General features: G+C 58.1%; 10 protein-coding genes. 5 read left to right on the top strand and 5 right to left on the bottom strand.

Translation table 11 applies throughout. The features are described from left to right. Window positions 1-107: 107 nt before the first annotated feature. Window positions 108-1,571 carry a glyceraldehyde-3-phosphate dehydrogenase gene (locus ACYASS_RS22035; RefSeq protein WP_463587678.1) on the bottom strand — a complete coding sequence of 488 codons (1,464 nt, stop codon included), beginning with the start codon at window positions 1,569-1,571 and terminating at the stop codon, window positions 108-110. A 216-nt stretch (window positions 1,572-1,787) separates the two neighbouring features. On the opposite strand from ACYASS_RS22035, the gene mfd reads away from it, so the two are divergent. From mfd to ACYASS_RS22020, 3 genes are all read left to right on the top strand, one after another. Continuing rightward, entirely contained in the window at window positions 1,788-5,240 is a 3,453-nt protein-coding gene (mfd, locus tag ACYASS_RS22030; RefSeq protein ID WP_463587677.1) for a transcription-repair coupling factor, read from the top strand. 11 nt (window positions 5,241-5,251) lie between these two features. Continuing rightward, the gene (locus tag ACYASS_RS22025; protein WP_243245708.1) at window positions 5,252-5,776 is read left to right on the top strand and encodes a CsiV family protein; all 525 of its coding nucleotides are present in this window, start codon (window positions 5,252-5,254) and stop codon (window positions 5,774-5,776) included. Between the two features lie 71 nt (window positions 5,777-5,847). Beyond that, window positions 5,848-8,589, top strand: a complete 2,742-nt coding sequence (locus ACYASS_RS22020; protein ID WP_463587676.1) for a DEAD/DEAH box helicase — start codon at window positions 5,848-5,850, stop codon at window positions 8,587-8,589. 119 nt (window positions 8,590-8,708) lie between these two features. On the opposite strand, the gene ACYASS_RS22015 is transcribed toward ACYASS_RS22020, so the two are convergent. The 3 genes from ACYASS_RS22015 to ACYASS_RS22005 all read right to left on the bottom strand — a co-directional run bounded on the left by ACYASS_RS22015 (window position 8,709) and on the right by ACYASS_RS22005 (window position 11,259). Continuing rightward, window positions 8,709-9,449 carry an S-methyl-5'-thioinosine phosphorylase gene (locus tag ACYASS_RS22015; protein ID WP_243245710.1) on the bottom strand — a complete coding sequence of 247 codons (741 nt, stop codon included), beginning with the start codon at window positions 9,447-9,449 and terminating at the stop codon, window positions 8,709-8,711. A gap of 8 nt (window positions 9,450-9,457) precedes the next feature. Next, entirely contained in the window at window positions 9,458-10,456 is a 999-nt protein-coding gene (nagZ, locus tag ACYASS_RS22010; RefSeq protein ID WP_463587833.1) for a beta-N-acetylhexosaminidase, read from the bottom strand. 86 nt (window positions 10,457-10,542) lie between these two features. Then, on the bottom strand, window positions 10,543-11,259 hold the full coding sequence (locus tag ACYASS_RS22005) for a TetR/AcrR family transcriptional regulator (protein ID WP_463587675.1): 717 nt from the start codon (window positions 11,257-11,259) through the stop codon (window positions 10,543-10,545). Between the two features lie 247 nt (window positions 11,260-11,506). Between ACYASS_RS22005 and lexA the strand changes: the two genes are divergently transcribed. Further along, window positions 11,507-12,115 carry a transcriptional repressor LexA gene (lexA, locus tag ACYASS_RS22000; protein ID WP_243245712.1) on the top strand — a complete coding sequence of 203 codons (609 nt, stop codon included), beginning with the start codon at window positions 11,507-11,509 and terminating at the stop codon, window positions 12,113-12,115. A gap of 9 nt (window positions 12,116-12,124) precedes the next feature. After that, window positions 12,125-12,595, top strand: a complete 471-nt coding sequence (gene sulA, locus ACYASS_RS21995; RefSeq protein WP_463587674.1) for an SOS-induced cell division inhibitor SulA — start codon at window positions 12,125-12,127, stop codon at window positions 12,593-12,595. 20 nt (window positions 12,596-12,615) lie between these two features. On the opposite strand, the gene ACYASS_RS21990 is transcribed toward sulA, so the two are convergent. Then, entirely contained in the window at window positions 12,616-12,849 is a 234-nt protein-coding gene (locus ACYASS_RS21990; protein ID WP_027900631.1) for a hypothetical protein, read from the bottom strand. Between the last annotated feature and the right edge of the window lie 35 nt (window positions 12,850-12,884).

Below are 12,884 nucleotides of genomic sequence, written 5' to 3'. Positions count from 1 at the left end.
GCTCCTACAGATACCAGGCAAAAAAACGCCCCGACCAGTTACCCGGTCGGGGCGTTTTTGTTTCTACTTGTAGCTTGTAGCTTGTCGCTTAAAGCCTGTAACTGCTCTTAGCGCGGGAATGCTGGCGGGTTAACGCCCGCCATGTCTTCCATCACGCGAACCACCTGGTGGCTGTAACCGAACTCGTTGTCGTACCAGACATACAGAACAACGCGGTTATCATTGGCGATGGTTGCTTCAGCATCCACTACACCGGCGTGGCGCGAGCCGACGAAGTCAGTGGAAACCACTTCCTGAGAGTTCACGAAATCGATCTGCTTGTGCAGGTCCGAGTGCAGCGCCATGTAACGCAGGTACTCGTTCATTTCTTCGCGAGTGGTCGCCTTCTCAAGGTTCAGGTTGAGAATCGCCATGGAAACGTTCGGCGTAGGGACACGGATCGCGTTACCGGTCAGTTTGCCAGCCAGTTCAGGCAGCGCCTTGGCAGCAGCAGTGGCAGCACCGGTCTCGGTGATAACCATGTTCAGCGCAGCACTACGGCCACGACGATCGCCTTTGTGGAAGTTGTCGATCAGGTTCTGGTCGTTGGTGTACGAGTGAACGGTTTCAACGTGACCATTGACGATGCCGAACTTGTCGTTGACTGCCTTGAGCACCGGCACGATGGCGTTGGTGGTGCAGGAAGCCGCAGAAACAATCTTGTCGTCAGCTGTGATTTCACCGTGGTTGATACCGTGCACGATGTTCTTCAGCTTGCCTTTGCCAGGTGCGGTCAGGACCACACGATCAATGCCCGGGCACGAAAGGTGCTGCCCAAGACCATCGGCATCACGCCATACACCGGTGTTATCCACCAGCAGCGCGTCCTTGATACCGTACTGGGTGTAATCCACCTCGGTTGGGTTCTTGGCGTAGATCACCTGAATCAGGTTGCCATTGGCGGTGATGGTGCTGTTGGCTTCATCGACGGTGATAGTGCCGTCGAAAGGACCGTGCACCGAGTCACGACGCAGCAGACTCGCACGCTTGACCAGATCGTTCTCGGCGCCTTTACGGACGACGATTGCACGCAGGCGCAGGCCGTCTCCGCCACCGGTTTTTTCGATCAGGATACGCGCCAGCAGGCGACCGATCCGGCCGAAACCGTACAGCACAACGTCGGTGCCTTTACGTGGCGAAGCGTTTTGTTGACCCACCAGCTCGGCCAGTTCTTCACGGACGAACGCTTCGGCGGTACGGCCATTGCCTTCAGTCTTGAACTTGACAGCCAGCTTGCCGAGATCCACCGAGGCAGCGCCCAGTTTCAGCTCGCTCATGGCTTTAACGAGCGGGAAAGTCTCGTGTACGGACAACTCGCTTGCATCGGACTGACGGTGACGCGCAAAGCGGTGAGCTTTGAGAATCGCGATAACCGAACGATTGATCAGGCTGCGGCCATAGATCGAACTCACCACATTGTTATTGCGGTAGAGCTGACCGATAAGCGGGATCATCGCCTCGGCGAGGGCTTCACGATCAATCCATTCACCAAGACACTGGTCGGGCTTCTGAGTCACGGGAACCTTCCACATGTAGGGGCTGAAAAAAGGGGCTACATTATGCCGCCGCCTTTGTTTAAGGGCAATGCGCCGTTGTCAGATCAGCGAGCACTACATTTTGTTCCGCTGCACTTCAGAAAATGCCCGGGCGTGCACTTCTGAATCACAGCGTAGTCTTAGACCTGACATTTGCACCCTTCCCCCGGTACAATCGCGGCCCTCGTCGCAACGCTTGGAGCTCAATCTTCCGTGCCTGTTCTGCGTCTACCGCTACTCCCTGCCGCTGCAGGCAAACAACACTGGGGCAACCTTCCCGGTGCCGCGCTGAGCCTGGCTATTGCCGAAGCAGCCAGTGCCGCCAAGCGTTTCACCCTGCTCCTGACCGCCGACAGCCAGAGCGCCGAGCGGCTCGAACAGGAACTGAAGTTCTTCGCGCCATCGTTGCCGGTGCTGCATTTCCCGGACTGGGAAACCCTGCCCTACGACTTGTTCTCGCCGCACCAGGACATCATTTCCCAGCGAATTGCGAGCCTCTATCGCTTGCCAGAGCTGGACCATGGCGTTCTGGTAGTGCCGATCACCACGGCCCTACATAGACTGGCACCGACCAAATTCCTGCTCGGCAGCAGTCTGGTGCTGGATATCGGCCAGAAACTCGATATCGAAGCGATGCGCACGCGCCTGGAAGCCAGCGGTTATCGCTACGTCGATACCGTTTATGAGCACGGCGAATTCACCGTACGCGGCAACCTGATCGACCTGTTCCCGATGGGCAGCAAACTGCCGTACCGGATCGACCTGTTCGATGACGAAATCGAAACACTGCGCACCTTTGATCCAGAAAACCAGCGCTCGATCGACAAGGTCGATTCAGTGCGCCTGCTGCCTGCACGGGAATTCCCGCTGCAGAAGGAAGAAGTCACCCGTTTCAAAGCGCGCTTTCGCGAGCGCTTCGATGTAGATTTCCGCCGCAGTCCGATCTTTCAGGACCTGAGCAGCGGCATCACACCGGCCGGTATCGAGTATTACCTTCCGTTGTTTTTCGAAGAAACCTCGACCCTGTTCGACTATCTGCCTCAAGACACGCAGGTATTTTCCCTGCCCGGCATTGAACAGGCCGCCGAAAACTTCTGGAACGACGTGCGCAACCGTTATGAAGAGCGTCGCGTCGATCCCGAGCGTCCGCTATTGCCTCCCGCCGAGCTGTTCCTGCCCGTGGAAGACTGCTTTGCCCGCCTTAAAAGCTGGCCAAGGGTTGTCGCGAGCCAGCAGGACGTCGAAACCGGCGTCGGCCGCGAGCGCTTCCCGGCGCACCTGCTGCCGGAACTGGCCATTGAGGCCAAGGCCAATCAGCCGCTGGCAGCACTGTCAAAGTTCATTGAAGAGTTCGACGGCCGCATTCTGTTCACCGCTGAATCGGCCGGTCGCCGCGAAGTGTTGCTGGAGCTCCTCGAACGCCTGAAGCTACGACCCAAAACGGTCGACAGCTGGAATGATTTCGTTGAGGGCAAGGATCGCCTGTCGATCACCATCGCGCCGCTTGACGATGGCCTGCTGCTCGAAAAACCTGCTATTGCCCTGATCGCTGAAAGCCCGTTGTTTGGCCAGCGCGTCATGCAGCGTCGACGTCGGGAGAAACGCACCGACGGCGGCAATAACGATGCAGTAATCAAGAACCTCACCGAGCTGCGCGAGGGCGCACCGGTGGTGCACATCGATCACGGCGTGGGGCGCTACCTGGGCCTTGCGACGCTGGAAGTTGAAAACCAGGTCGCCGAGTTCCTCATGCTGGCTTACGCAGAGGACGCCAAGCTGTACGTCCCGGTGGCCAACCTGCACCTGATCGCCCGTTACACCGGCAGCGATGACGCCTTGGCGCCGCTGCACCGGCTGGGTTCGGAAACCTGGCAGAAAGCCAAACGCAAAGCCGCCGAACAAGTACGCGACGTCGCCGCCGAACTGCTGGATATTTATGCCCGCCGCGCCGCCCGCGAAGGTTACGCATTTGCCGACCCCAAAGCCGACTACGCCACGTTCAGCGCGGGCTTCCCGTTTGAAGAAACGCCTGACCAGCAAACCACGATCGACGCCGTGCGCGCCGACATGCTCGCGCCAAAACCCATGGACCGACTGGTCTGTGGCGACGTGGGCTTCGGCAAGACTGAAGTGGCCATGCGCGCGGCGTTCATCGCCGTGCACGGCGGTCGTCAGGTCGCGATTCTGGTGCCGACCACCCTGCTCGCTCAACAGCACTACAACAGCTTCCGCGACCGCTTTGCCGATTGGCCGGTGAGCGTTGAAGTGATGAGTCGCTTCAAATCGGCCAAGGAAGTCAACGCAGCGGTTGCCGACCTGGCTGAAGGCAAGATCGACATCGTCATCGGCACCCACAAGCTGCTGCAGGATGACGTCAAGATCAAGAATCTGGGGCTGGTCATCATCGACGAAGAACACCGCTTTGGTGTGCGTCAGAAAGAACAGCTGAAAGCGCTGCGCAGCGAAGTCGACATTCTGACCCTCACCGCGACGCCAATCCCGCGCACGCTGAACATGGCCGTGTCTGGCATGCGCGATCTGTCGATCATCGCCACGCCGCCCGCTCGACGTCTGTCCGTACGAACCTTCGTCATGGAGCAGAACAAACCGACGGTCAAAGAGGCGCTGCTGCGTGAGCTGTTGCGCGGTGGTCAGGTGTACTACCTGCACAACGACGTAAAAACCATCGAAAAATGCGCCGCGGATCTGGCCGAACTCGTGCCGGAAGCGCGGATTGGCATCGGTCATGGGCAGATGCGTGAACGCGAACTCGAACAGGTGATGAGCGACTTCTATCACAAGCGTTTCAACGTGCTGATCGCCTCGACCATTATCGAGACTGGTATCGACGTACCGAGTGCCAACACCATCATCATCGAGCGCGCCGACAAATTCGGCCTGGCGCAACTGCACCAATTGCGCGGCCGCGTTGGTCGCAGCCACCACCAGGCTTACGCCTACCTGCTGACCCCACCACGCAAACAGATCACCCCGGATGCAGAAAAGCGTCTGGAGGCCATCGCCAATACTCAGGACCTGGGGGCCGGCTTTGTGCTGGCCACCAACGACCTGGAAATCCGTGGCGCAGGCGAATTGCTGGGCGACGGTCAAAGCGGACAGATTCAGGCCGTGGGCTTCACGCTGTACATGGAAATGCTTGAACGTGCGGTGAAGTCGATCCGCAAGGGCGAACAGCCAAACCTCGACCAACCGCTGGGCGGTGGCCCGGAAATCAACCTGCGGGTACCTGCGTTGATACCGGAAGCCTATCTGCCGGATGTGCATACACGCCTGATTCTGTACAAACGCATCGCCAATGCCGCTGACGAAGACAGCCTCAAGGATCTTCAGGTGGAAATGATCGATCGCTTTGGCCTGCTACCCGAACCAACCAAGCATCTGGTGCGCATTACCCTGCTCAAACTGCAGGCCGAGCAACTGGGTATCAAGAAGGTCGACGCAGGCCCTCAGGGCGGACGTATCGAATTTGCTGCAGACACGCCGGTTGATCCACTGACCCTGATTAAATTGATTCAGGGCCAACCCAACCGTTATAAGTTCGAAGGTGCCACGCTGTTCAAATTCATGGTGCCCATGGAGCGTCCGGAAGAACGCTTTAACACCATTGAAGCGCTGTTCGAGCGCCTGACCCCGAAAACTGCCTGAAGGATCCATCCATGCGTGTGCTCCACTCACTCATCCTGCTGCTGACGCTGATCGCGCCAGCAGCCTTTGCCGATGGCAATTTTCAGGTCGAAATGATCCTGTTCCGCCAGCAGGGCGAGCCAGCTGCGACGCGTCAGATCGCGCCTGAGCACTGGGCTGCCAACGCGCAGAAAATTGATGCGCAGAGTGAGCGCGGCATTGCCTTGAAAGACCTGGCCGACAAGCTCAACGCCAGCGGCACCTACCAAGTGCTGCTGCACCGCGCCTGGCAACAGAACCTGAGCACAGAGCCAAGCAAGGTCGCCGTGACCAGTGGCGAAGAACAGTGGGCGCACTTCCCGATTGAAGGCACCTTGAGCATAGGCATTGCACGCTTCACTGATATCGCGGCAGACTTCTGGGTCAATCAGCTTGATGCCCACGGTGTGCTGACCAGCAGCGAACGCCTGAAACAGACCACCCGGGTCAAAAACGGCGAACTGATCTATATGGACCACGGGAGCCTGGCCATGCTGGTGAAAGTATCGCCCCTGTAATTATTCAAGTAGCGCAACACGTGCTTCTTTTCCCATTCGAGCATCGCTACGGCGTAGGGCTGTCCTGAACTGTGTCGTCCAATCTTGAAAAGGTCCTCGCTTGGTCGTGGACAGATTTATTTACCAGCAGAACCGTTGAGCGGGGGTTTGACTATGCCCATGAAGACCGTATTCAGCTTGAAGAGCTCAACCTGGACTCGGCACGTACGACATGCCGAGGCTCAGGCTCGGAAGTCTATACACAGACCCTGAAATTCAGGGATCCGCTACGCTTCGCGAACGCCCTGATTTGCAAATGCACCTGCCCGGTGCGCGAGAACTGCAAGCATTGTGTGGCGGCCTTGTTTTACCTTCATGCGCCGCAGAACCGCAACGCCTTGCAGGCTGCGCTGGATACAACACCTTCGGTACAACCGCCTCGCGTCGAAAAAGCGCCCGCCCTGCCTGAACGACTGATCGATGACATCAAGCCGCATCCGCGCCTGATGCTGGCGAGCGTCGAGTTCAGCGCCTATGAACCGCGCAACGGCCGTATGCAGCGCCACATTCAGCACCGCGCCGCCCTCGCCTTTGGCTACGGCAAGCACTACGCCACCGGCACGGCCAATGTCAGCATTCTGGTCAGTTCGCTAGGCAGCGATCTGGTTAACCAGAAAAGCGACATCATTGAACACCTGGAAACCGAGACCCTGCGCATTCGTCGCCAGGGCGAGCTGGAACGACAGCAACGTCAGGTTCTGCAGGATATGGGCTTCAGGGTGGCAACCCGGCAAAGCAAAGCGCTGCCGGACACCGCTGGCGACATGTTCGACCTGCCCAACGACAAGGCATGGCTGCACTTTGTACTCAACGACCTGCCGCACCTTGAAGAGCAAGGCTGGGAAATCGTTATCACTGACGACTTTGCCTTCGACGTGACGCCTGTGGACGATTGGTACGCCGTCATCGATGAAGAGGCCGAGCGCGACTGGTTCGATCTGGAGCTGGGCATCATCGTCAACGGCGAACGCCTGAGCCTGTTGCCGATACTGATCAACCTGCTACGCAGCCACCCCGAATTAATGAGCGCTGCCGGAATTGCCAAGCGTGGCGACGACGAACAACTGCTCGTGCAACTCAATCACTTCACTCAAAATGGCGGCGGCCCAGTGCAGATCGCCCTGCCCTATGGCCGACTGAAACCCGTACTGGCCACCCTGGGCGATTTCTATTGGCGTGAAGAAGGCAGCAACTCGTTACGCCTGAACACCGCGGACGCCACACGACTCGGGCAACTCGATGACTTGCCACTGAGCTGGCAAGGCGGCGACCGCCTGCGTCAGTTCGCGGACCGGCTTGCCAACATCAAGGACGCTCCGGTTATCGTGCCCGAAGGGCTCAACGCTACCTTGCGGGGTTATCAGCATGAAGGCCTGAGCTGGATGCAATCGTTGCGCGAGCTGGAAGTCGGCGGCGTATTGGCCGATGACATGGGACTGGGCAAAACCCTGCAGACCCTGGCTCACCTGCTCATGGAGAAACAGGCAGGACGCCTGGATCGACCCGCACTGGCCGTGATGCCGACCAGCCTGATCCCCAACTGGCTGGATGAAGCCGAGAACTTCACGCCGCAGTTGCGGGTACTGGCCTTGTATGGGGCCAATCGCCACGCTGATTTCGACAACCTGAACCAATACGACCTGATTCTGACGACTTATGCCCTGCTACCCCGGGACGAGGAAGTACTGGCGAAGCTGCCCCTGCACACGTTGATCCTTGATGAAGCGCAGTACATCAAGAACCCCAACAGCAAAGCGGCTCAAGCCGCACGTAGCCTCAATGCAAGGCAACGCCTGTGCCTGAGCGGTACTCCGCTGGAAAATCATCTGGGCGAACTGTGGTCGCTGTTCCACTTCCTGATGCCGGGCTGGCTGGGCAGCAGCAAGGAATTCAACAGTAACTACCGAAACCCTATCGAGAAGCACGGCAACATGGAGCGCCTGCAGCATCTGAATGCCAGGATCAAACCGTTCCTGCTGCGTCGCACCAAAGAGCAAGTCGCCACCGAATTACCGCCCAAAACTGAAATCATCCACTGGGTCGAGCTCAATGAAGCTCAGCGGGATGTATACGAAACTGTGCGCCTGGCCATGGACAAGAAGGTCCGCGACGAGATCACCCGCAAAGGCGTAGCCCGCAGCCAGATCATCATTCTTGAAGCGCTGCTCAAGCTGCGCCAGGTCTGCTGTGATCTGCGCCTGGTCAACAGCGCGCCGGCTAATCCGCGCCAGGGCAATTCGGCCAAACTGCAAAGCCTGATGGAGATGTTCGAAGAACTGCTCTCGGAAGGACGCAAGATCCTGCTGTTCTCTCAATTCACCTCGATGCTGACCCTGATCGAAGCCGAACTGAAACAACGCGGTATCGAGTACGCCTTGCTCACCGGCTCGACACGCGATCGACGTACGCCAGTGCAGGCTTTCCAGGCGGGCAAGCTGCCAATCTTTCTGATCAGCCTGAAGGCAGGCGGCACCGGTCTTAACCTGACCGCAGCCGACACCGTGATCCATTACGATCCATGGTGGAACCCGGCAGCCGAAAATCAGGCCACCGACCGTGCTTATCGCATCGGCCAGGACAAACCGGTATTCGTCTACAAGATGATTGCCCGCGGCACGGTGGAGGAAAAAATCCAGCGCCTGCAACAAGAGAAGTCGGCACTGGCGTCCGGGGTACTGGACGGCAGAGTCACGGGTGACTGGAAGCTGGGAAGCGAAGACATTGCCGCGCTGTTCGCGCCGCTACCGGCTCAAGCGAAGAAGGGCAAGAAGTAAGAACATCACGCCCCTGTAGGAGCTGCCGATATTTGTGGGAGCCGGGCTTGCCCGCGATTCAGGCACTGCGGTGTATCAGGCCATCGCGAGCAAGCTCGGCTCCTACAGCGTGAAACCTGTCAAACGGCGCCGAGCACCCGTGCCAGGGTCGCCTTCACTTTCCCCATCCCGTCATGCAGGGCCTGTTCAATTTCAGCCATAGTGATGACCGCCGACGACTTGCCCGCCGCCGGATTCACCACCAGCGCCAGACAGGCATATTCCAGTTCCAGCTCACGAGCCAGTGCAGCCTCCGGCATACCGGTCATGCCCACGATGTCGCAGCCATCACGCTCAAGACGGATGATCTCGGCTACGGTTTCAAGACGCGGCCCTTGAGTACAGGCATAAACACCGCGCTCGCTGAACTCACAGCCTTCAGCAGCCAATGCTTCAATCAATCGCCCGCGTAACGCTTCACTGTAGGGGTAGCTGAAGTCGATATGGGTCACCTGCTCAAGGTCATCAGCGAAAAACGTATGCTGGCGACCGCTGGTGTAGTCAATCAGATCATGAGGGACACAGAAGTGGCCGGTGCCCATGGCTGGATGAATTCCACCGACCGCATTGACCGCCAGAATCGCCTCAGCGCCAGCGTGCTTCAAGGCCCAGATATTCGCCCGGTAGTTCACTTGATGCGGCGGAAAGCGATGCGGGTGGCCATGGCGAGCCAAGAACATGACCTCGCGACCGGCATAGTCACCGATCTGAATCTCACCCGACGGAACGCCATAGGGCGTATTCACCGGCAGGGACTGACGAATGTTCAAGCCCTCAAGCTGAGTCAGGCCCGTACCACCGATAATCGCGTAAACAGTCATGGAAATCCTTAATCGATCAGTTGCGCGTTGCGCAGTGCTTGAAGCGCGGCAAGCCAGCGCGGGTGTTGAGGATACTCGGTACTGGCAAACGCCTGACCGCGCATTTTGGCGATACGCGGTGACGGTTTGACCTTCAGTCGCTGGGCTGCGCTCAACGCCAGCTCTGCGGCAGCCCGATCATTACAGACCAGGCCCATGTCGCAGCCAGCGCTCAACGCTGCCTCAATACGACTGGCGGCATCGCCGACCACGTGGGCCCCGGCCATGGACAGGTCATCGCTGAAGATCACGCCGTCGAACTTCAGCTCGCCACGCAAAATATCCTGCAGCCAGCGCCGGGAAAAACCGGCAGGTTGCGGGTCAACCTGCGGATAAATAACATGCGCAGGCATCACCGCAGCAAGTTGCTGACTCAACCGCGCAAAGGGCACCAGATCATTGGCGCGAATCTGCTCCAGGCTTCGTTCATCATTGGGTATCGCCACATGAGAGTCGGCCTCAGCCCAGCCATGGCCGGGGAAATGCTTGCCCGTGGCAGCCATGCCTGCGGCGTTCATGCCTCGAATGAACGCACCGGCCAGCAACGCGGCGCGCTCCGGATCACCTTCGAAAGAGCGCGTACCGACCACTGCGCTACGCTGGTAGTCCAGATCGAGAACTGGAGCAAAACTCAGATCCAGCCCAACCGCCAACACCTCGGTCGCCATCAGCCAGCCACAATGCTCGGCCAGAGGTTCAGCATTCGGGTGATGGGCGATTGAACGCATGGGAGGCAGTCGCACGAATCCCTGACGCAAACGTTGAACACGACCGCCCTCCTGGTCCACCGCCAGAAGCAAATCAGGTCGCACCGCGCGAATCGACGCGCTTAACTCACGAACCTGACGAGGATGCTCGATATTGCGCGCGAAAATAATCAGGCCGCCCACTTCGGGCTGACGCAGAAACTGGCGATCTTCGGCGGTCAGCCAGGTGCCCGCGACATCCACCATTAAAGAGCCTTGCAGGCCAGAACTCATAAAAAAACACCATTGCCGATAACCAATCCGGGCAATGGTGCTTGATCATCGAGCCAGGCGCAATGTGCGAACGGTCAGGCCTTGGCAGTAACAGGGGCAGTCGCGCTGCTTTTAGTGCGCGGCTTGAGCTGCGCGGCAATCATGGCCGCGTCACTCACACCGGTTTCGGCGCGCATGCCCGCAGCCAGGAAGGGCACCATGAGGCGCATGACCTGCTCAATGGAGGTATTGACGCCGAAATCTGTTTCGGCGATTGCCCTTAGCGCCTTGATACCCGACATGCTGAACGCGGCAGCACCCAGCATGAAATGCACACGCCAGAACAACTCGATAGGCGGAATACGAGGTGCAGCTTCATTGACCAGCACCATGTAGCGGCGAAACACCTTGCCGTACATGTCTTCCAGATAACGTCGCAAGTGGCCCTGGCTCTGACTGAAAGCGAGGCCGAGCAGACGCATGAAAATCGACAGGTCATTGTTGCTGCGAGGCTGGACGACGAGCGCTTGCTCGACCAGCATTTCCAGCAGCTCTTCCAGCGTAGGCTTGTGATCGGGTTTGGCCTGGCGCCTCTCCAGCTCACGATCAAGGCTGATACAGAATGGCCCAAGGAACCGGGAGAACACGGCCTGGATCAACGCCTTCTTGGAACCGAAGTGATAGTTGACTGCCGCCAGATTGACCGACGCCTTGCTGGTAATCAGCCGCAACGAGGTTTCCGCGAAGCCTTTCTCCGCGAACAACTGCTCGGCAGCATCGAGAATGCGTTCAACTGTTTCCGACTGGGCCATGGTTCTCTGCCTGACAAACACTTGTTTGAAACATACGTTTCAGACTATGTATCTGTCAACCCCGTGACGCTGCATAGCCTGACAGCGGCGTATTTAACCATATAAACCGTGGGCTGTAGCCTTTCATGTGGTGATCGCCCTGCCGCTGCCGCCGGACGCCCTTGCGCCGCCGGTCAAAAGGACGATTGCCAAGTGGCGCGCACTGTATATAATCCCAGTCACTGTATAAAAAGACAGAGCGATCCACATGATTAAACTGACGCCACGCCAAGCTGAAATTCTGGGATTCATCAAGCGCTGCCTTGAAGACAACGGCTACCCGCCTACTCGTGCGGAAATCGCTCAGGAACTGGGTTTCAAATCACCTAACGCCGCTGAAGAACACCTGAAGGCACTTGCGCGCAAAGGCGCAATCGAGATGACTCCAGGCGCTTCACGGGGCATCCGTATTCCAGGCTTCGAAGCCAAGCCCGAAGAGAGCGGCCTGCCGGTCATCGGCCGAGTGGCTGCTGGCGCCCCGATTCTGGCCCAGCAACATATTGAAGAGTCCTGCAATATCAACCCTGCATTTTTCCATCCGAGTGCCGATTACCTGTTAAGGGTGCATGGCATGAGCATGAAAGATGTCGGCATCCTCGACGGTGATCTGCTCGCCGTGCATACCACCCGTGAGGCCCGAAATGGCCAGATCGTGGTAGCGCGTATCGGTGATGAAGTAACGGTCAAGCGATTCAAGCGCGAAGGCAGCAAAGTCTGGCTGATTGCCGAAAACCCGGACTTCGCACCTATCGAGGTGAATCTGAAGGATCAGGAACTGGTTATCGAAGGTTTGAGCGTCGGCGTTATCCGCCGCTGAGGAGACATCATGCAGTTCGTCCAGGCTCCGCAATCACAACTACCGCTGTTCGAGGCGTTTCTGGCACAACCTATTGCGCCCATGCTGAAAGAAGCAGCAGAACCGTCATGGAACAATGAACCTGAGGTTTTCAGTGAGCTGTCATTGCGTGGCGCAGCTGGGAACTGTTTGAACTTGCTCGCACCGATCTTGCGTGAGCTGAGCCAGGACTCCGATGCTCGCTGGCTGACACTGATTGCACCACCTTCCAGCCTGACGCAAAGCTGGCTGCGTGATGCGGGGCTTAACCGCGAGCGCATTCTGTTATTGCAACCGCGTGGTACTCAGAGTGCATTTGAGCTAGCGCGTGAGGCACTGCGACTGGGTCGCAGTCATACCGTAGTCAGCTGGATCAATCCGATCAGCACCGGGTTGCGTCAACAGCTGATCAGCGCGGCGAAACTCGGGGATGCACAGAGCCTGAACATTCGTCTGGGCTAACTCGTCCGGGCTGAGGTAACTCAGTGAAGAACTCGCGGGCCGGTATCCTTTTCCAGCTCGCCTTCAGCCAGCCGACCTGCCATTTGCACGCCAACACTCAACATTGCCTTGGCGATTTCTACGTGCTGCCCTTGCAGGAATTCTTTGGCATCAGCAGAGAAATCCAGCGTTACCAATGATCCTTCATCGTCGGCACGACGTAGCTCGATACGGCCGTCAGGCAATTCCACAATTTCAAGAAACGATGTTGGCATCAGGGCAATACTCCACGAAAGGCGGGCATTGTAGC

The sequence above is a fragment of the Pseudomonas sp. HP_14 genome (genome assembly GCF_055283875.1).
Note: the sequence above shows the minus strand (reverse complement) of the source record. Positions and strands in the feature narration are given on the sequence as shown.